This window comes from Rhodococcus sp. AH-ZY2 (genome assembly GCF_030916465.1).
GTDB classification, from domain to species: Bacteria; Actinomycetota; Actinomycetes; order Mycobacteriales; family Mycobacteriaceae; genus Rhodococcus; species Rhodococcus ruber.
Genome location: NZ_CP126458.1, coordinates 720,376 through 739,876 on the forward strand (window position 1 = coordinate 720,376; position 19,501 = coordinate 739,876).

General features: G+C 71.7%; 19 protein-coding genes. 9 read left to right on the forward strand and 10 right to left on the reverse strand.

Features of this window, described 5'->3' with window-relative positions:
- Window positions 1-18: 18 nt before the first annotated feature.
- Window positions 19-921, forward strand: coding sequence for a universal stress protein (locus QNA09_RS04350; protein WP_010593065.1), 903 nt, complete (start codon window positions 19-21; stop codon window positions 919-921).
- A gap of 171 nt (window positions 922-1,092) precedes the next feature.
- Here QNA09_RS04350 and QNA09_RS04355 read toward each other — a convergent pair whose 3' ends face one another.
- The 3 genes from QNA09_RS04355 to QNA09_RS04365 form a co-directional block, all read right to left on the reverse strand.
- Window positions 1,093-1,386, reverse strand: a complete 294-nt coding sequence (locus QNA09_RS04355) for a hypothetical protein (RefSeq protein ID WP_172603597.1) — start codon at window positions 1,384-1,386, stop codon at window positions 1,093-1,095.
- Window positions 1,383-2,336, reverse strand: a complete 954-nt coding sequence (locus QNA09_RS04360; RefSeq protein ID WP_010593063.1) for an acyl-ACP desaturase — start codon at window positions 2,334-2,336, stop codon at window positions 1,383-1,385. The genes QNA09_RS04355 and QNA09_RS04360 overlap by 4 nt, the downstream gene beginning before the upstream one ends.
- Before the next feature lie 61 nt (window positions 2,337-2,397).
- Entirely contained in the window at window positions 2,398-3,318 is a 921-nt protein-coding gene (locus QNA09_RS04365; protein ID WP_040274371.1) for a nitroreductase family protein, read from the reverse strand.
- 182 nt (window positions 3,319-3,500) lie between these two features.
- Between QNA09_RS04365 and QNA09_RS04370 the strand changes: the two genes are divergently transcribed.
- Window positions 3,501-4,139, forward strand: coding sequence for a response regulator transcription factor (locus tag QNA09_RS04370; protein WP_003937734.1), 639 nt, complete (start codon window positions 3,501-3,503; stop codon window positions 4,137-4,139).
- Window positions 4,140-4,149: 10 nt separating this feature from the next.
- On the opposite strand, the gene QNA09_RS04375 is transcribed toward QNA09_RS04370, so the two are convergent.
- Window positions 4,150-5,781 (reverse strand): GAF domain-containing protein, encoded by a 1,632-nt coding sequence (locus tag QNA09_RS04375; RefSeq protein WP_029539920.1) that lies wholly within the window; start codon window positions 5,779-5,781, stop codon window positions 4,150-4,152.
- Window positions 5,782-6,012: 231 nt separating this feature from the next.
- Between QNA09_RS04375 and QNA09_RS04380 the strand changes: the two genes are divergently transcribed.
- Both QNA09_RS04380 and QNA09_RS04385 read left to right on the forward strand, forming a co-directional pair.
- Window positions 6,013-7,353: a nicotinate phosphoribosyltransferase gene (locus QNA09_RS04380; protein ID WP_371851028.1), complete on the forward strand. Its 1,341-nt coding sequence runs from the start codon at window positions 6,013-6,015 to the stop codon at window positions 7,351-7,353.
- 188 nt (window positions 7,354-7,541) lie between these two features.
- Window positions 7,542-8,300: a 2OG-Fe dioxygenase family protein gene (locus QNA09_RS04385; RefSeq protein WP_010593058.1), complete on the forward strand. Its 759-nt coding sequence runs from the start codon at window positions 7,542-7,544 to the stop codon at window positions 8,298-8,300.
- Here QNA09_RS04385 and QNA09_RS04390 read toward each other — a convergent pair.
- The 4 genes from QNA09_RS04390 to QNA09_RS04405 form a co-directional block, all read right to left on the reverse strand.
- Window positions 8,263-9,789, reverse strand: coding sequence for an MFS transporter (locus tag QNA09_RS04390; RefSeq protein WP_048774071.1), 1,527 nt, complete (start codon window positions 9,787-9,789; stop codon window positions 8,263-8,265). The genes QNA09_RS04385 and QNA09_RS04390 overlap by 38 nt on opposite strands.
- A 217-nt stretch (window positions 9,790-10,006) precedes the next feature.
- Window positions 10,007-10,702: an alpha/beta family hydrolase gene (locus tag QNA09_RS04395; RefSeq protein WP_124259059.1), complete on the reverse strand. Its 696-nt coding sequence runs from the start codon at window positions 10,700-10,702 to the stop codon at window positions 10,007-10,009.
- Window positions 10,657-11,712, reverse strand: coding sequence for a tellurite resistance/C4-dicarboxylate transporter family protein (locus QNA09_RS04400; protein ID WP_308072286.1), 1,056 nt, complete (start codon window positions 11,710-11,712; stop codon window positions 10,657-10,659). The genes QNA09_RS04395 and QNA09_RS04400 overlap by 46 nt, the downstream gene beginning before the upstream one ends.
- A gap of 57 nt (window positions 11,713-11,769) precedes the next feature.
- On the reverse strand, window positions 11,770-12,636 hold the full coding sequence (locus QNA09_RS04405) for a DNA-formamidopyrimidine glycosylase family protein (protein WP_308072287.1): 867 nt from the start codon (window positions 12,634-12,636) through the stop codon (window positions 11,770-11,772).
- An 87-nt stretch (window positions 12,637-12,723) separates the two neighbouring features.
- Between QNA09_RS04405 and QNA09_RS04410 the strand changes: the two genes are divergently transcribed.
- The 3 genes from QNA09_RS04410 to QNA09_RS04420 are packed head-to-tail and all read left to right on the forward strand — an operon-like array spanning window position 12,724 to window position 14,398.
- Window positions 12,724-13,518, forward strand: coding sequence for a thymidylate synthase (locus QNA09_RS04410; protein ID WP_010593053.1), 795 nt, complete (start codon window positions 12,724-12,726; stop codon window positions 13,516-13,518).
- Window positions 13,515-14,012 (forward strand): dihydrofolate reductase, encoded by a 498-nt coding sequence (locus QNA09_RS04415; protein ID WP_017679422.1) that lies wholly within the window; start codon window positions 13,515-13,517, stop codon window positions 14,010-14,012. Before QNA09_RS04410 ends, QNA09_RS04415 begins: the two co-directional genes overlap by 4 nt.
- A gap of 59 nt (window positions 14,013-14,071) precedes the next feature.
- Window positions 14,072-14,398 carry a cupin domain-containing protein gene (locus QNA09_RS04420; RefSeq protein ID WP_010593051.1) on the forward strand — a complete coding sequence of 109 codons (327 nt, stop codon included), beginning with the start codon at window positions 14,072-14,074 and terminating at the stop codon, window positions 14,396-14,398.
- 4 nt (window positions 14,399-14,402) lie between these two features.
- Here the strand turns inward: QNA09_RS04420 and QNA09_RS04425 are convergent, their stop codons facing one another.
- Window positions 14,403-15,929 (reverse strand): carboxylesterase/lipase family protein, encoded by a 1,527-nt coding sequence (locus tag QNA09_RS04425; RefSeq protein ID WP_010593050.1) that lies wholly within the window; start codon window positions 15,927-15,929, stop codon window positions 14,403-14,405.
- Between the two features lie 38 nt (window positions 15,930-15,967).
- The gene (locus QNA09_RS04430; protein WP_119699493.1) at window positions 15,968-17,203 is read right to left on the reverse strand and encodes a hypothetical protein; all 1,236 of its coding nucleotides are present in this window, start codon (window positions 17,201-17,203) and stop codon (window positions 15,968-15,970) included.
- Window positions 17,204-17,261: 58 nt separating this feature from the next.
- Here QNA09_RS04430 and QNA09_RS04435 point away from each other — a divergent pair, with 58 nt between their 5' ends.
- Window positions 17,262-17,867, forward strand: a complete 606-nt coding sequence (locus tag QNA09_RS04435; protein WP_017679424.1) for a TetR/AcrR family transcriptional regulator — start codon at window positions 17,262-17,264, stop codon at window positions 17,865-17,867.
- The gene (locus QNA09_RS04440) at window positions 17,864-19,498 is read left to right on the forward strand and encodes an acyl-CoA dehydrogenase family protein (RefSeq protein WP_119699494.1); all 1,635 of its coding nucleotides are present in this window, start codon (window positions 17,864-17,866) and stop codon (window positions 19,496-19,498) included. Before QNA09_RS04435 ends, QNA09_RS04440 begins: the two co-directional genes overlap by 4 nt.
- The last annotated feature ends 3 nt before the right edge of the window (window positions 19,499-19,501 follow it).

The window sequence follows — 19,501 nt, forward strand, 5'->3', positions numbered from 1 at the left end:
CCGACAGAGGGGACACCTATGACCGATACCCAACCGATCGTCGTCGCGGTCGACGGATCCGACGCGGCGGCCACCGCGGTGATCTGGGCGGCCCGCGCCGCCGCGGCCCGTGCGTTGCCGCTGCACATCGTCACCGTCGTGCACATCCCCGCCTTCTACTACTCCGAGCCCTACCTCGCGGAGAGCTTCCACGAGGAGATGAAGGAGACGGCGCGGGCCCGGCTCGACAGCGCCGTGGTGCTCGCCAAGCGCATCGCCGACGAGCAGGGCCCGGTCGAGATCACCACCGAGCAGATCGAGGGCAAGGTCGTCCCCACCCTCGTCGAGGTTTCGCGCCGTGCCGACACCGTCGTGCTCGGCTCCCGCGGCCTCGGCGAGGTCAAGGGGCTGCTCGTCGGCTCCGTCACCCTCGGTCTCGCCTCGCACGCCCACTGCCCGGTCGCGATCGTGCGCGGCCGCACCCTCGACGGGGCACCCCCCTCCGACGGCCCGGTCGTGGTGGGCGTCGACGGCTCCGAGGCGTCGGTGCGCGCCGTCGAGGTGGCGTTCGCCGAGGCGGCCGCCCGCAAGGCCACGCTCGTCGCGGTGAACGTGTGGAGCGACGTGAGCGTGCAGCCGTCGCTGGGCGCGGTGCCCGAGGATCCGCAGTGGAGCCGGATCCAGACGGGCGAGGAGGTCGTGCTCGCCGAGAACCTCGCCGGGTTCCAGGAGCGCTACCCGGACGTCGTCGTCGAACGCGTCGTCGCGCGGGACCGGCCGGTGCGGGTGCTGAGCGAGTACGCCGAACGCGCCCAGCTGATCGTCGTCGGCTCCCGAGGCCGCGGCGGCTTCAAGGGCCTGCTGCTCGGATCGACCAGCAATGCGCTGATGCAGACCGCCGACTGCCCCGTGCTGATCGTCCGGCCCGACGGCGAGAAGTAGCCCTCCCGTCCCGGCCTGCGCCGCATGTGGTTGCGCGGCTGGGTGCTTCTCGCGCGCGTTCTCACGCGCGCGAGAAGCACCGCACCGCGCGACCGTACCCGGACTCTCGATGCCCGGCACCCGGAAGCGGGTGCCGGGCATCGTCGCACGGTGGTCTCCTCGGTGCGCGAGTCAGCCGAAGTCGTCGAGGCCACGCTCGCGCAGTTCGCGCCAGACGTCGGCGGGATGGATGCCGCGACGGACCGCGTCGTTCTCGATGAGGACGCCCAGCAGCACCGAGCTCAGGTAGGCGACGTCCTCCGGGCGGTGGGTACTGCTCTTGGCGGTCAGCCAGCCGGACACGTCGCCGCGCTTCGCGGCGCGCGCCATGTCCAGAACCGAGCCGAACAGCTTGCTGTCGGTGGTTCCGGTCCGGGGGGTTCCGGTCCGGGGGGTTCCGGTCCCGGGCTCACGCACGCTGGTCATGCGCTCGCCCCCGCGTGCTCGTCGCGGTGGGCCTGACGTGCGAGCGCGCGGTCCCGGGCTTCCTCGAACCGCTCGGCCTTCGTCTGCAGATCGGTGAGGAAGGCGTCGAGGTCCTCGCGCAGCTGTTCGCCGCGGCCGCCGAAGTCGGTGCGCTCGAACACGCGCCACTTGCGGAGCACCGGCAGCACCACGTCGTCGAGGTGCTGGCGCAGGTCGTAGATGCCGCCCTTGGCGATCAGGACGGCGTTGCGCCGGAAGTTCGCCATCGACGCACCGGGCATCCGGAACCGGGTCAGCACGCTCATGATCGCGGCCAACGTCTGGTCGGGGGCGATGTCGAGGGCGCCGTCGACGATGTTGCGATAGAACATCATGTGCAGGTTCTCGTCCGCGGCGACGCGGGCGAGCATGCGGTCCGCGATCGGGTCGCCGCACGCCCTGCCGGTGTTGCGGTGCGAGACCCGGGTCGCCAGTTCCTGGAAGGTCACGTACGACACGGACTCGAGCATCGATGTCGACCCCGGGTCGAAGCCGGTGGTCATGTGCGCCATGCGCGCGTTCTCGAGTGCGACGGGGTCCACCCCGCGGGTGACCACGAGGTAGTCCCGCATGACGACGGAGTGCTTGTTCTCCTCGGCCGTCCAACGTCCCACCCACGTGCCCCACGCGCCGTCGAGGCTGAAGTGCTCGGCGATCTCACGGTGGTAGGAGGGCAGGTTGTCCTCGGTGAGCAGATTGGTGATCATCGCTGCCTGGGCGGTGTCGGACAACGCGGACTGGGCGGGATCCCAGTCGGTGCCGCCGAGGGCGGCGAAGTTGCGGCCCTCGTCCCACGGAACATAGTCGTGCGGATGCCAGTCCTTCGCCATCGCCAGGTGGCGGTGGACGTTGTCCTCGGCGATCGGCTCGAGCTCCCGGAGCAACTGCAGGTCCGTGAGTTCCCTTGTCACAGTGATGTGTTCCCTCTCTGATTGGTCGGGGCGCCCCCCTGCGACGCCCCGTTCGGTCCGGTCAGAACCCGATACGCATGATCAGTTGCGGAAGACCGTCGAGGTCCATCCGTTCGGCGAGCCGGGTCGCGGAGTCCTCCACGCGCAGTGGATAGGTGAGCACGGAGGCGGACAGCCGGGCATCGACCGCCGCCAGCCACGCCCGCTCGGATGCGATGCCCACCCGCACCAGGTCGATCGGATCGGCGGACTGTACCGAGAAGACCAGCACGGTCTCCCGGTCGATGGCCGCCGCGAGTTCGGCGGTGTCCGGCACGCCGGTGGTGATCAGTGCGCGCCCGGCCGCTCCGCCGGCGTCCAGGTCGGCGCCCCAGTCGGTCACCACCTCGGCGTTGCCCTCCGGATGCCAGTGCGACGTCCACCGGAACATCTCGCGCTGGTAGTGCGGGTTGCGGCGCATCGCCTCGGCCGAGTACGTGAGCATGTCGGCGAGGGCCGGTGCCTCGTCCGAGGCCAGCAGGCGAACCCGGACACCGGGAATGTCGGCGGCCGCCATCACGTCGGCGATGGTGGTGGCCGGCACCGGGATCCGGGCGAACGACTCGCGGTGGCTGCGCCGGTGCGAGATCGCGGCGAAGTACCCCAGATCGGTGCTCGACGGGGTGGCCGGAGCCGCCGCCTCGATCCGCGCGATCAACTCGGGCCGCTCCGGCTCCGGTAGCAGCAGGGTCCGGGTGCTCCAGCCGAGCGCCCGGATGCCGAGTTCGAGATTGGCGACGGCGGCCCCGCACGAGATGAGGCGATCCGGGCGCAACGGGTCCGGACCGGGCGCGGCGAACTCGACCCGCTCCTCCAGTTCGGCGGTGCGCGCCGGGAGACGCAGATTCCACGGCTGGGTGTCGTGGATGGAGGGGGCCTCGATCACGGCACGCGCGATGACCTCGGTGTCGCTCGTGGACCAGGTGTCGGGCACCGTGGACATCGCAGCCTCCTCGTCCTGGTCGGTCACCCCCGCACGGCTCATCGGGGCGACGTTCCGAGCATCGCCCGTGGACTGTGCCGGGCGCATGTGCCGAAGGTCCCGAAACTGCCGTCGAACGGCCCGCGGCAGGTGGTGTGCGAGCATGGTCACCGCAACACCGGTGCCAGGAAAGGTGAGGGACGATGCCTCGGGTATTTCTCGTCGACGACCACGAGATCGTGCGGCGCGGGTTGGTCGACCTGCTCGACAGCGTGCCCGACTTCACGGTCGTCGGGGAGGCCGCGTCGGTCGGCGAGGCGCTGGCCCGCATCCCGGGGAGCGGAGCCGAAGTCGCGGTCCTCGACGTGCGTCTGCCCGACGGCAACGGCGTGGAACTGTGCCGTGAGCTGCGGGCCCGCATGCCGGAGCTGCGCGCTCTCATGCTCACCTCCTACGCCGACGACGAGGCCCTGTTCGACGCGATCATGGCGGGTGCGTCCGGATTCGTGCTCAAGCAGATCCTCGGCACCGACCTGGTGTCGGCGATCCGGACCGTCGCGGCCGGCGGCTCGCTGCTCGACAGCCGGGCCACGGCCGCGCTCATGGAACGCATCCGCGCGTCCCGCACGGCGGATCCGCTCGCCGAACTGTCCGACCAGGAACGGGCCGTGTTCGAGCTGATCGGGGAGGGCCTGACCAATCGCGAGATCGCCGAGCGGCTGTTCCTGGCGGAGAAGACGATCAAGAACTACGTCTCGCGGCTGCTGGCCAAGCTCGGGATGCAGCGTCGCACGCAGGCCGCGGTGCTCGCCACCGAGTTGCGCAAGCAGCGCGAGGTCTGACGCCGACCCGTCAGAGCGGCGCCTGCCACACCACGCGCGTGCCGCCCGTCGCGCCGGGGCCGATGCTGCAGCGGCCGCCGCACTGCTGGGCGCGCCGCTCGAGGTTGGTGAGGCCGCTGCGGCGCGGGGCGTCCGGCAGCCCGATGCCGTCGTCGACGATCTCGATCGTGAATTCGTCTCCCGCTGAGACGGATACGGAGATCTTCTCCGACTGCGAGTGACGCAACGCGTTGCTGAGTCCTTCCCGCAGCACCGCTTCGGCGTGCGGATGGATGCGGGCGGGGACCAGAGTGTCTATCGGCCCGGAGAACTGGACGTTCGGCGCCACCGGCGACTGGGCGGTCAGGTCGCCGACCACGTCCAGCAGCCGCCGCCGCAGGCTGGTCGATGCCGCGGCGCCGGTGGTGTGCAGATCGAAGATGGTGGTGCGGATCTCGCGGACGGTGCGGTCGAGTTGCTCGACGGCGTGCTGGACCACGTTCGCGACCCGGTCGGGGTCGGTGCCGGGAACCAGCGTGCTCTGCAGGCTCATCCCGGTGGCGAACAACCGCTGGATCACGTTGTCGTGCAGATCCTGCGCGATGCGGTCGCGGTCCGCGAGCACGTCCAGCAACCGCTTCTTGCGTTGCTGTGTGGCGAACTCCAGCGCGACGGTGACGAGATCGGCCATGGATTCGAGCCGCGTGACGTCCTCGTCGTCCCACGCGTCGGATCGGGCCGCCCGGGTGACGATCAGGGCGCCGCTCGCGCCGGAGGTGGCGGACAACGGCAGGACGACGGCGCGGCCGTCGGTGCCCGCCGCGTCCGGGATGCCCTCGAGACTGTCGGTGAGCAGGGTGCGCCGCGTCCGGATCGCCTCGAGCACAGGAGAACCGGTGAGGTCGAGGCGAGTGCCGGCCGACGGCGGGCCGGGTGCGGCGGCGGCCCGGACCGTGCCCTGGGTGCCGTCGACGAGCACGACGTAGCTGCCGTCGGTGTGGGCGAGGTCGCGCACGCGGTCGACGAGCAGTTCCAGCGTTTCGTCGACCGAGCCGCCGACCAGCAGCCGGGAGTTGATCGTCGCCACCGCCTCGAGCCAGCGTTCGCGGGTGACGGAGCCCTCGAACAGGCGCGCGTTGTCGATCGCGACGCCCGCGGAGGTCGCGAGCACCTTCAGGATCACCTCGTCCTCTTCGGTGAACGCCGGGGAACCGACCTTCTCCGTGAGGTAGATGCTGCCGAACACCTTGCCGCGCACCATGATCGGGGTCCCGAGGAAGCTCTTCATCGGCGGATGTCCCGGAGGGAAGCCGATCGACGCGGGATGCCGGGACAGGTCCGCGATGCGCACCGGCCTCGGGTCGTTGATGAGCAGACCGAGGAGGCCGCGGCCCTCCGGCAGATGCCCCATGCGGCCGCGCGCCTCGGGGGCGATACCCACGTAGACGAACTCCGAGAGTCCACCGTCGGGAGCCCGCACGCCCAGCGCGCCGTAGCGGGCGTCGAGCAGCGTGACGGCCGCGGAGACGATGCGCTGGAGCATCGAGTCGAGTTCGAGACCCGACCCGACGACGAGCACCGCCTCGAGCAGGCTCTGCAGGCTCGCGCGGGTGGTGACGGTGTCGGTCAGCCGATCCCGGATCTCGGCGAGCAGTCCGTCGATGTCGGCGGTGCGGTCGCCGGGGCGACCGACGGCGGTGCCGTCACCGGGGCGACCGACGGCGGTGCCGGCGGTCGTAGCGTCACCGGTAGTGCTCACACCGTCAGCATAGGTGCCGTCGAAGACGGCCCCTCTCGTGCACCGGACGCAACCGGCCGCCGGCGCCTCGCCGGCGTGTGAGAATTCGGGTATGGAGAACACACCGGCCCGGACCGGGCTCGGGTGACGGTCGCCGTGCGATTCCCGGGCGCCGCGCTGTTCACCGACCTGTACGAGGTCACGATGGCGCAGGCCTACGCGGTCCGGGGCATGTCGGAGACGGCCGTGTTCGAGACGTTCTTCCGGAAGCTGCCGCCCGGAAGGTCGTACGTGGTGGCCGCCGGCCTGCCCGATGTGCTCGACTTCCTCGAGGCGTTCCGGTTCGAGGACGACGACCTGCGATACCTGCGCGGGCTCGGATTGTTCTCCGACGAGTTCCTCGGACAGCTCGCTGCGGTGCGCTTCACCGGCGACGTGTGGGCGGTGCCGGAGGGCACGGTGGTCTTCCCGAACGAACCGATCGTGCAGGTCGTCGCGCCGATCCTGGAGGCACAGCTCGTCGAGACGTTCGTGCTGAACCGGATCCACCTGCAGAGCGTCCTCGCCAGCAAGGCCGCGCGCATCGTCGAGGCCGCGCAGGGGCGCCCGGTGGTGGATTTCGGCGCACGCCGGGCGCACGGCACGGACGCCGCGCTCGAAGTCGCCCGCGCCGGATACCTCGCGGGAGCCGCCGGAACGTCGAATCTGCTCGCCGCCAGGGAGTACGGGATTCCGGCGTTCGGCACGATGGCGCACAGCTTCGTCCAGGCCTTCGACGACGAGGCCGAGGCCTTCGAGGCGTTCGCCCGGCTGTATCCGGGTACGACGCTGCTGGTCGACACCTACGACACCCTGCGCGGCGTGGACCTCGTCGTCGACCTGGCCGGGAGGCTGGGCGATCGGTTCGACGTGCGCGCGATCCGGCTGGATTCCGGTGATCTCGGTGCCCTGTCGAAGGCCGCGCGCGCCCGGCTCGACGCAGCGGGGCTGCACGACGTCCGGATCTTCGCCTCGTCGGGCCTCGACGAGTACAGCATCGCGGCACTGCTCGACGCCGGTTGCCCCGTCGACGGCTTCGGTGTGGGCACCCACCTGTCGATCGCCCAGGACGCGCCGACCCTCGACATGGCGTACAAGCTGGTCGAGTACGCCGGCGTCGGACGTACGAAGCTGTCGAGCGGCAAGGTGCTCCATCCCGGGCGCAAGCAGGTGTTCCGGCGGACCGACGGCGGCGTATTCGCCGGCGACACCATCGGCCGGCCGGACGAGGACCTCCCGGGTGAGCCGCTGCTGGTGCCCGTCATGAGAGCCGGCCGGCGGCTGCCGCAGTACGACACAGGACTCGACGACGCGCGACGGCGTGCACGGCAGCAGATCGACGCCCTTCCGACGGCGCTTCGTTCCCTCGACGAGGCGGGGGCGCCGTATCCCGTGGCGGTGAGTGCACGGGTGCAGGACGATCTGGATCGGTTGCGCGGTGCTCGGCAGGCTCCCTGACCGGTTGACTGCCGCGGCGGGCGGAGGCCGCTTCCTGGGCAGCTCGCCGTGCCGACGGTGGCGTTCGCGCTCGTCGACCCCATGGGTTTCCTTCGGCGGCTCTTCGGTGGGCAGCGGCGTTGTGGGCAGCGGCGTGGTCTGCACCGGCGACGGTTGCGCTGGGGGCCGTCCTCGCCGATTCTGAGTCGATGACGGTTGCGGGGGGTGCGGAGTCCGGCACGGATCCGGTCGACGCCGCACGGCGTGCGCTCGCCTCCGTGGGTACGTTCCTGATGCCGGCGGCAGACCTGTGGCGATCCCTCGGTGCCGACGCCGATGCGTGGGTCCGGTTCTCCGCGCATTGGGAGGAGCTCGAGCCCGACCCGTACGCGGCAGAACAGGGTGTGCACCGGCTGCGGCGCTACGGCCGATTCCGGTACCGGACGGCCGACGGCGCGCTGGAGCCCGCGGCGCACCGGGACTTCGTCCAGCCGGACGGCTCCAACGTCCTCTACCTCGCCCGGGACCGCCGTTTCGAACCGCTGAGGGCCGCGTTCCTCGAAGATCCGCTGTTCGAGCGCACGGTGAAGCTCGTGGGCCGGATCGCGCCGGTCCTCGACGAAGCTCCCGAATGGACGGTGTGGGTGCATCCGTTCCGTGTGGTCGCCTCGGCAGACAACGAGGGCCGGCCCACACCCGAGGGCGTGCACCGCGACGGTGTCACGCTGGTCGGTTCCCTGTTGATCGGCGTCGACAACGCCGCCGGGGGCGAAAGCTCGGTGTTCGGCCCGGACGGCGAGCGACTCGTGACGACGACCCTGCGCGAACCCGGCACCTTCCTCCTGGGCGACGACCGTTGCACCTGGCACGGTGTTTCGCCGATCCGGCCCGTCGACCCCGGAAAGCCGGCGCGGAGGGACGTGCTGGTGGTCACCTTCGCTCCGTCGGCCCCGTGCGGCGGGACATGAGCACGAAGGCCGCCACCGCCACGGCGACGGGCAGGACGCTGACCGTCAGCATGGTGAGGCGCACCGCGTCGGCCAGGTCCGCGCCGAGATCGAGACCGCCCGCCTGCCGGAGCAGGTTCGGGTCGTACCCGGCGCCACCGAGGCTCTGCGCCACCGCGCTACGCGCGGCATCCACGGCCTGCTCGCCCTGGGTCGCCGTCAGCCCGCGTGCCTCGGTGTCGGCCAGCCATTCTCGCTGGAAGAACACGTTGAGAAGCAGCAGGTACACGGTGGGCCCGAACGCATAGCCGGTCATCCCGAAGGCCAGCTGCACGGAAGCCACCGTTCCGGACTGCCCGCTCGGCGCCTGCGAGAGCACCGTCTCGGACACGGAGGTGGAGGTCACCATCGAGCCCAGGTTGTACAGCCACACGGCCGAGACGAGCAACCACAGCGCCATTGCCGGATCGATCGTGCCCGCCATCAGCAGTCCGCCGGCTGCCATGAACAGGAGGCCGACGACCATCACCGGTCTCGGCGAGAACCTCCCCACCAGGCTCCCGGACCAGACCACGAAACCGGCGATCAGCAGCGTGCCGGGGAGGAACAGCAGGCCGACGGTCTCCGGCGACAGCGCGAGCACCACACTGCCGAACTGCCCCAGGACGATGCCGAGCCCGGCCATGAGGAAATTCAGCGTGAAGGTCGCCGCCAGGGCCACGCTGAAGGCCCGGCTTCCGAACAGCGCCAGGTCCAGTGCCGGTACGGGGGTGCGACGTTCGTGGCGAACGAACAGCACGGCGGCGACCACGCTGACAGCCAGCGGGAGCCATGTCTGGGGCCGGAGGATGCCGTTCTGCGCGGCTGCCAGCCCGATGACGAGTGCCAGGAGCGCCGTACCGACCAGGACGACGCCGGCCACGTCCAGCCGAGCGCGATGCTGAACGGGCGTCTCCGGGACGAACCTCGCCGTCAGCAGAAGCGAGATCACGGCCAGCAGCGGTGCGACCAGGAACACCACTTGCCAGCCGGCGGCCGCCACCGCCCAGCCCGTCAACGCAGGGAGTACCCCACAGAGAATCATCTCGACGGCCACGAAGACGCCGATGGCCGTCGGCCGCTGCTTGTCCGTCACGGACGTCTTGAGCAGTGCCAGCGGCACTCCGAGCAGCGCCGTCATTCCCAATCCGGCCACGACCCGCATCGCAAGCAGGAAGGCGTAGTGGGGCGAGAGCATGGAGAGCAGATCGGCGACGGTGACGACGACCAGTCCCGACATCAGCAGGCGTCGAAGCCCGAACGCGTCGCCGAGGTTGCCCGCGGCGAGGACGGCTGCGGCCATCACCAGTGTCGCCGTGCCGCCGAGCAATCCGACGAGCTGCGGTGGCACATCGAGGGCCCGGCTCACCTGGGGCATGTTCAGGCTCAGCACCAGCGGGTCGACGACCGTGATCGTGAAGGCGAGGGACAGGGCCAGGATGATCGGCAGGGTCCTCGCGGGGGTCTGCAACCGAGACGTAGGCACCGCCCACCTCCCTGCTCCCAGGTCCGACGTGATCGACTCTAACCCCCGGATTCCGCGTCCCGTCGGAGGTTGGAGGGCCGAATCGACTGCCGGACACCGGCTGCAACGGCGGTTCGGCTGGATGCGAGAGACCGCCCCGGCCGTCGTCGGGGAGGATCCACCCGAGACCCGGCCACCGACGCCCCGCCCGCGGTCGGGGGTGCTACGCCCGGGACGCCGTGTCCGAGAGCAGCCCGGACACGGCGTGCACGATCGACGGTGCCGGATCGGTCCTCGCCTTGCCGAGGTCGTGGGCCGCGCCCGTCACCGGGAGCAGCACGACGGGCGCTGGGATCAGCGGCACCGCGTCGCGCATCTCGTCCAGGGTGCCGAACGGGTCGCGGTCACCGTGGGCGAACACCGCCGGCACGGCGAGCGCGGGCAGGTGCTCGGTGCGCGCCTTCTCGGGCTTGCCCGGCGGATGCAGCGGATAGGACAGCAGGACGAGCGCGTCCGCGACGCCGGGTCGTTCGGCCGCGAGCATCGACGTCTGCCGGCCGCCGTACGAGACACCGCCGAGCACGAGTCGGCCGACTGTGCGGGCCCGCATCGCCTCGGCCGCCGCCGCGATCCCGGCCCGGTCCTCCGCGGCCCGCGACGGCTGCGGCGGCCCCTTCGGGCGTCGGCGCCGGAACGGCAGGTCGAAGCGCAACGCGAGGAACCCCGCGTCGGCGAACGCGCCGCACAGCTGCCGCAGGATCGCCGCGTCGCAGTTGCCGCCCGCCCCGTGGGTCAGGGCCACCGCACCGCGCGGAGCGCCGTCGGGGTGATGCAGCACGCCGTGCACCGAATCGTCGTCGAGGGCCTCGGTCGTCACCGGCCCACGGTAGCCGGACGCGGACGCAGCACCGTGCGCCACAGGTGCACGAGCATCGCGGCGAACACCGCCGCCCACACCGTCACGGCCACCCACAGTTCCGTCCGGCCGACGGCACCGACCCACGGCAGCTCGTCGGCCTCGGCGAGGTAGATCCCGGCGACGCCGTACATCCCGAGCGGGAACACGATCGACCACAGGCCCGGTTCGTAGCGCAGCCGGATGCGGTGGGTGCGGTGCCGCCACCATCCGGCGGCGACGAGGGCGGGCAGCAGCCACGTCGCGAACGCCCAGAACACCACGACCAGCCCGGCGACGAGTCCGCGGGTGGCGTCGACCATCGGGGCCGACTCCATGGCCACGATGCGGGAACCGGCCACCACGGTGATCGCCGCGGCCCCCATCGACACCCAGTACGACGGCGTGAGGTCCACCGGCCGCAGCGGATACTGCATCATCCGTGCCGCGACGAACACGCCCGCCGCGGCGTAGAGGAACAGGCCCACCGACCACGCGAACACCGCCACCAGCGACAGCGGCCGGCGCAGGTCGTCGTAGACCGGCTCGAGGGTCGCCGCGGCGAGTGCGACCGACTGGGCTGCGACCACCCACACGAACCAGCTGCCGTTGGCCTTGGCGATCACCGGGCGCCGGCGGGTGCCGAGCACCGCCGTCCACGGGATGACGTAGCCGAGCACGAGCCACGTCGCGGCCGCGCCGGCGAGCAGGACCGCGGCCGTCGAGTGCCACCCGTCCATGGTCAGTCGGATCCCCAGCACGTTGCTGCCCGCGACGAACGTGAAGAATCCGAATGCGCGGCTCGCGTCGGTGAGGTCGGTGCGGACCTCGTCGCGGAACCGCACGAGCCGCCACCCGGTCAGCGCGAGCAGGACGACGTAGGCGACGGCAGAGACCAGCAGCAACGCGGCCGACACCGTCGTCAGGCCGTGCAGATGCATGCCGATCGACACGATGCCGGTCGCCATCACGAGCGCGAAGTAGCCGGGGTCGAGCGTGCGGGCGCACCCGCGGAGACCGTCGAGAACCGTCACAGCCGCACGCTACCGCCGGGTGTCCGTCCGGGTCGGCGCGGGTCCGCACGGCACCGCTCACTTGACCAGCCGCGACAGCCGCCGGTCCGCGAGGATCCTGCCGCCGGTCTGGCACGTGGGGCAGTACTGGAAGGAGCGCTCGGCGTAGGCGACCTCGCGGACGGTGTCGCCGCACTCCGGGCAGGGCAGCCCGGTGCGGGCGTGGACCCGCATCCCCGACCGCTTCTCGCCTTTGAGCCGTGCGGCGTCCTGCCCCACGGAACGGGTGACGGCGTCGAGCAGCACCGTGCGCATCGCGTCGTACAGCGCCTGTCGTTGCTCGTCGCCGAGCCGGCCCGCCGGCGCGAACGGCGACAGCCGGGCGACGTGCAGGATCTCGTCGGAGTAGGCGTTGCCGATCCCGGCGAGCACCTGCTGGTCGGTGAGGGCGGTCTTCAGGCGGGCGGTGCTGCCGGCCAGTCGCGCGGCCAGCTCGTCGGCGGTGACGGCCAGGGCGTCGGGACCGAGCCGGGCGATGCCGGGCACCTGCTGCGGGCGGTCGACGATCCACACGGCCAGACGTTTGCGGGTGCCGGCCTCGGTGAGGTCGAAGGCGGGGGTGGCGGCCTCGGGGGTGAACAGATGTACCCGCAGCGCGAGCGGGCCGCGGCCCAGCTTCGGCGGGGCCGGCGACGGGTTGTCCTGCCAGCGCAGCCACCCGGCGCGTGAGAGGTGCACGACGAGCCACAGCCCGGCGCAGTCGACCGCGAGGAACTTCCCGAAGCGGGACACGCCGGTGACGTCGCGGCCCTGCAGCGCGGTGACCGGCGGGTCGGCGGTCTGCAGGACGCTGAGCGCCGCCACGTCGATCCGGCCGACGACGGCACCGACGGCGTGCTCGCGCAGGAACACCGCCAGGGCTTCCACCTCGGGCAGCTCGGGCATGGTGCCAGGCTATCGCGCTCGTGCGTGCTTCGGGCTGCCCCGACGACCACAACCACGCACGGGCGATAGCCTGTCGGGGTGACTGCCGTGCCCACCCCGTACGAAGACCTCCTCCGCTTGGTGCTCGAGACCGGCACGCCGAAGGCGGACCGGACGGGCACCGGTACGCGCAGCCTGTTCGGGCACCAGATGCGTTTCGACCTCGCGCAGGGCTTTCCGCTGATCACCACCAAGAAGGTGCACCTGAAGTCGATCGTGTACGAGCTGCTGTGGTTCCTGCGCGGCGACTCGAACGTCAAGTGGCTGCAGGAGCACGGCGTGACCATCTGGGACGAGTGGGCCGACGCCGACGGCGAGCTCGGTCCCGTCTACGGGGTGCAGTGGCGGTCCTGGCCGGCCCCCGACGGCGGGCACATCGACCAGATCACCAAGGCGATCGACACCATCCGCACCGACCCCGACTCGCGGCGCATCGTGGTCTCCGCGTGGAACGTCGGCGAGATCGACAAGATGGCGCTCGCGCCGTGCCACGCGTTCTTCCAGTTCCACGTCGCCGGCGGCAGGCTCAGCTGCCAGCTGTACCAGCGCAGCGCCGACCTGTTCCTCGGCGTGCCGTTCAACATCGCCAGCTATGCGCTGCTCACCCACATGGTCGCTCAGCAGACCGATCTCGAGCCGGGCGAGTTCGTGTGGACGGGCGGGGACTGCCACATCTACGACAACCACGTCGAGCAGGTCACCGAGCAGCTCGCCCGGGAGCCCTATCCGTACCCCACCCTGGAGCTGAACCGGCGCGGGTCGATCTTCGAGTACGAGTACGAGGACGTGCAGGTCACCGGCTACCGGCACCACCCGCCCATCAAGGCCCCGGTCGCGGTATGACGGCGGCGGGGGACGTCGTCCTGATCTGGGCGCAGGACCGCGCCGGGGGCATCGGCCGCGACGGTGCGATCCCGTGGCACATCCCCGAGGACATGGCGCACTTCCGGGCCGCGACGCGGGGAAAGCCGGTGATCATGGGCCGGTTGACGTGGGAGTCGCTGCCGCCGCGCTTCCGGCCGCTGCCGGGCCGGCGCAACATCGTCGTCACCCGCGACCCGGCCTGGTCGGACGCGGGCGCCGAGGTGGCCCACGGGGTGCCGCAGGCCCTGGCGCTCGCCGGGGACGGCGACGTCTGCGTCATAGGTGGCGGACAGATCTACGCGCAGGCCGTACCGCACGCGACGCAGCTGCTCGTCACGGAGGTGGACCTGGACACCGGAGCGGATGCCTTCGCCCCGCCGATCGGTTCCGAGTGGACGGCCGTGGACGTCGGTGAGCGGCAGGAATCCGGCGACGGAATCGGGTTCCGTTTCGTCCGGTACACGCGAACCTGACCGGTGGCGCGTCCGGTGGGCCATACTGCGAGGGCGTACCCCGACCAGGAAGGGCAGCCATGGACAAGCTATCCCTCACGGCTCTGGCGCGACAGCAACTGAAGCTGGCGGCGGCATCGAGCAGCGGCCGCAGCTCGCAGACCATCTTCGGCGGGCACGCCAGGCATCTGCGGCAGACGATGGTCGCGCTGCTCGCCGGACACGAACTCGCCGAGCACGACGGCCCCGGCGAGGGGTCCCTGCAGGTGCTCAGCGGGCGCCTGTCCCTGATCGCCGGGGACGATTCCTGGAAGGGTTCGACCGGCGACTATCTGGTGCTGCCCACCGTCCGGCACAGCGTCACCGCGCTCGAGGACGTCGTGTTCCTGCTGACCGTGGTCAAGTGAGCGCTCACCGCTGCGGCAGCGCCACTCCGCGGTAGCCGCGGTACCCGGCCCAGGCGAGTCGCCGCTCCCGCCACGGGTCGTACTCCACGTGCGTCGGGTCGTCGAAGACGACGGTGGCGCGGTCGTGTTCGTCGTAGCGCGGCCACGACGGCAGCGGCTCTCCCACGTGCGCGAAGTGCAGCCATTGGCGCTGCACCGCGTCGCTCACCGTGCGCAGCGCACGCCGGCCCCCGGCGGCGGTGACCACCCGTCCCAGGGCGGTGTCGGCCTGGCCGAACACGGAGAGCAGTTCGAAGGCGTGGGTGGCGTGGAAGCCGGTCCAGCGCAGCAGCGGCGGCGCGTAGTCGAACCGGTAGCTGTAGGTGGGGGCGTGGCGGGAGTGGGCCTGGGCGATCTCGATCGAGGGATGCCAGAACGTGAGGTCGCCGCCGAGGTCGACGGCCGCCCGGGCGTCCGGATACCCGGGATAGGCCGCGACGACGCGTTCCTGCGCCGTGGGATCGGTGAGCCCGAACATCTGCTCGATGCGGAGTTGATTGGTCGGCAGCGCGTCGAGGACCCGCGGGAACAGCGTCCCCTCCCGGGCGTTGGTGCCGATGACGAGCGGAACCCGATGTGCGGCACCGGTTTCGTAGGCCTCGACGGGGGTGGTGGGGAGGTAGTCGCCGTCGACGACGGGACCGAACGCGTGCAGACCGGGAGTCTCGTGCAGGATGCGCCCGCTGAGCCGCCGGGCGGCACGGCCGAAGTCGACCGGAGTGGCGGACCCGAGTGCCTCGACCGCGGAATCCCGGTCTGCGCCGAGCAGTTCGACGAAACGTCGCGCCCACTCGGCCGCATGCTCGGCGTCGACGACGAGGTTGGGTGCCGAACTCTGGGCGACGGCGCGGGCGAACAGTCCTTCGGCCGCCGGGGTGGCGAGCAGCGTGGTCACGGCATTGCCGCCGGCGGACTCGCCGAAGATCGTGATGTTGTCGGGGTCGCCGCCGAAGGCGGCGATGTTGCGGCGCACCCACGCCAGCGCGGCAACCTGGTCGCGTAGTCCGAGATTGGAGTCGAACGGTCTTTCGGCCGTGGAGAATTCGGTGAAGTCGAGATAGCCGAGGCTGCCGAGCCGGTAGTTGATCGACACGTAGATCAGGTCACCGCGGCGTACCAGCGATTCCCCGCCGTAGAGCGGCAGCGCCGTAGTGCCCAGCGTGTAGGCGCCGCCGTGGATGAACACCATCACCGGTCGGGGTGCCGCGGCGGGGGCCGCGGGTGCCAGCACGTTGAGCGTCAGGCAGTCCTCGCTCGCGGGCTGCTGTTTCCGGAAGCCGATGGTCAGGCCCCGTGGGTGCTGGCTCGCCGCGGCACCGAAGTGCGTGGCGTCGCGCTCGCCGGTCCACGGCTGCACCGGTTGCGGGGCGCGCAGTCGCAGCGGGCCGACCGGAGGAGCTGCGTAGGGGACTCCGCGCCAGGCGAGCAGGTCGCCGATGCGGGTGCCCCGCAGGGCACCGTCGGAAACTGTGACAAGGGTCTCGTCCGCCATGTTCGAACTGTACGTGACGGCCGGTCATAGGTGCCGCGTTACCAGTGCCGGCCGTGCAGGCCGTGGGCGGCGAGCTCGGCGTCGGTGTGGGCGCGCAGGGTGGCCCGGGTGGGGAAGCACTCGTCGTCGAGTGCGACGAGGGCCAAGGTGTAGCGGTCCCCCTGACGGCACAGGTATGCGGCGAGCCGGGTGGATGTCGCGGCCCGGGCGGTCGCGAGTCCCGGGTGGACGGCGCGGGTCGCGACGCCGGTGGTGCGGTGCGGCCCGAAGCCGTCGAGCACCGCGGGCAACGGTCCGATATTGGAGCACAGCAGGTCCCGCTCACCGGCCCCGGCGGCGAGGCGCGCGGCGAGCCGGTCGGGCAGCAGTTGCAGCGCCTCGTCCGGCAGGCCGTGCGGCGCCCCCTCCCGGCCGCGGGTGTACGCCTCCCGGGCGTGGTGGCGGATCGACGCCGGGGTGTCGGATGCGTCGACCACCACCTCCGTCATCGTCACCCCGTTGCCGGCGCCGGGGAGCCCGGGTGCGGCGGTGCGGCCGTCGACGGGTACCGCGATCCGCACTGGCCAGTCGAGTCCGGCGCGGTGCGCGATGCCCGCGGCGACGGCGAGGAAGAGCGAGTTGGGGGTGCCGCCGGACGTGTCGGCGGCGGTGTCCCAGGCACTCGCGTCCACGTCGAGCAGCGACGTGCGCGCGGGCGAGCGGATCGGACGGGGTTGCGGGGGCTTGTCGGTGCCGCGGGCCCAGCGGGCCCGGCGCAGGCCGCGGGCGACGCGCCGGACCAGCCGCGCCGCGTCGCGGATGTCGGAGACGCGCTCGGGGTCGGACGGACGGATCCGCTCGGCCAGTGCGTCGGCGACGGCGTCGATCAGACCGCGCGCGTCGGCGAGCACGTGCGAGCACACCAGCGAGACGACCGTTCCGCCGCCCTCGACGCGGGTGGCGGTCAGCGCCCAGCCCGGTCCGAGTTCGGGGTCGACGTCCACTTCCGCCTGCTGGTCCGCCCAGGTGAGGACGTCGGTGGTGGGGATCGGCTCGGGTGGGTAGCGCAGCGGGTAGCTGCGCAGGCCCGGCTCGAGCCGGGGGCGGGCGCCCGGGACGTGCGGGCGAACCACGCGGCGGCCGAGGGGGCCGCGGCCGAGTGCGTCGTGCAGCGAGATCAGCAGGGGGGCGCCCACGGTGTCGCCGGTGCGCCACAGTCCCTGCAGTGCGACGGGCAGGCCGAGGCCGCGATGTCTGTACAGGAAGATCTCGTCCACCACGCTGAGCCGGTTCACGGTCCCGACGGTAGCCGCCGTCCTTGACCCAAGCTGTGAATCGAGGTTCAATTCTTTCGTGGCCTACCGCCGGACCCCCGCCGTGCAGCAGCGGCTCGACGCGCAACGCGAGGCGATCGCCGACGCCGCCGTGAGCCTGCTGTCCGAGCGCGGCTACCAGGGACTGTCCATCGCGGCGGTCGCCGAGCGCGCCGGCGTCGCCACCGGCAGCGTCTACCGGCACTACGCCGACAAGTCCGAACTGATGGTGCGCATCTTCCGCAGCCTGTGCGGCCGGGAGGTCGACGCCGTCGTCGCGGCCGCCGACGCGGCCCGGCCGGACGGTGCGGCCGCACAGGTGGCCGCCGTCGTCGAGACCTTCGCCCGCCGCGCCCTGCGCAACCCCACCCTCGCATACGCCCTGCTCGCCGAACCCGTCGACGCGGCCGTCGACGCCGAACGCCTGGTGCTGCGCCGCGCCTTCGCGGCGGCGTTCGAGGACGCCGTGCGCCGCGGTGTCGACTCGGGCGATCTCACCTCTCGCAACCCGGCGCTGTCCGCCGCCGCCCTCGTCGGGGCGGTCGGCGAGGTTCTCACCGGCCCGCTGCAGTCCGGCGTGGCCGCCACCGACACCGTCCCCGAACTCGTCGCATTCGCCCTACGCGCACTAGGAGCCCGGCCATGACCGAATCACCCACGTTTCCCGCCACCCACGAGGTGTTCAACCAGGTGCCTGACCTCGTGCCGTACCAGGCGGCCGACGACGCGGCACTGCTCGAGGGCCTGCGCCGCGAAGGAGCCGCCTGGGCCGAGGACGAAGTCCGGGAGATCGGCGCGCTCGCCGGAGGGACGCGTGCGCAGGAATGGGGCAGGCTCGTCGACGAGTACCCGCCCGTGCTGCACACCCACGATCGCTACGGGCACCGCGTCGACGAGGTGGAGTTCCATCCGCACTGGCACGACCTCATGACGGTGGCCGTCGAGCACGGCATGCACGCGGCACCGTGGCGCGACCCCCGGGCCGGGGCGCACGTCGCCCGGGCCGCCAAGTTCTACGTGTGGGGCCAGGCCGAAGCGGGACACATGTGCCCGATCTCCATGACGTACGCGGTGATACCGGCGCTGCGGCACAATCCCGAACTCGCCGCGACGTACGAGCCGCTGCTCACCGCCCCGCACTACGACTTCGGGCTCCGGGAACCGTCCACCAAGCGCGGCCTGATCGCCGGCATGTCCATGACCGAGAAGCAGGGCGGATCGGACGTGCGGGCCAACACGACGACCGCGACCCCTCAGGCGGACGGCAGTTACCGCATCGTCGGACACAAGTGGTTCACCTCCGCACCGATGTCGGACATGTTCCTCACGCTGGCGCAGACCACCAGCGGCCTCTCGTGCTTCCTGCTGCCGCGGGTGCTTCCCGACGGCAGCCGCAACCGCATCCGCATCCAGCGGCTCAAGGACAAGCTCGGGAACAAGTCGAACGCGTCCTCCGAGATCGAGTACGAGGGCGCAACCGGCTGGCTCGTCGGCGCGGAGGGCCGCGGCGTCAACACCATCATCGAGATGGTGAACATGACGCGCCTGGACTGCGTGATCGGCTCGGCGACCGGAATGCGCGCGGCGACGCTGCGCGCCGTCCACCACGCCCGCCACCGGAAGGCGTTCGGCGCCCTGCTCGTCGCCCAGCCGCTCATGCGGAACGTGCTCGCCGACCTGATCGTCGAGACGGAAGCCGCGACGACCATGATGATGCGGCTGGCCGGTGCGACGGACCGCGCATCGACGGATCCGCAGGAGGCGGCGCTGCGCCGCATCGCCCTCGCGGTCACCAAGTACTGGGTGTGCAAGCGCGCCCCCGCCCACGCCGCGGAGGCCCTCGAATGCCTCGGCGGCAACGGCTACGCCGAGGAATCCGGGATGCCGCGGCTGTACCGCGAGGCACCGCTCATGTCGATCTGGGAAGGCTCGGGCAACGTCGCCGCCCTCGACGCACTGCGCGCGATGGTCAAGCAGCCCGAGACCGTGGACGCGTTCTTCGCCGAGGTACGCCTGGCCGAGGGCGCCGACTCCCGGCTCGACGACGCCGTGGCGCGCGTCGGCAAGGAACTCGCCGATCTCGAGAACGTCGAGTACCGGGCCCGCCGGATCGTGGAACTGATGGCGCTGGTCCTGCAGGGTGCACAGCTCGTGCGGCACGGGCATCCGGCCGTCGCGGACGCCTTCTGCGCCACCCGGCTGGGCGACGACTGGGGCATCGCCCTGGGGACCATGCCCACCGGCCTGGACACCGCGGCGATCCTCGCGCGCGTCTGATCC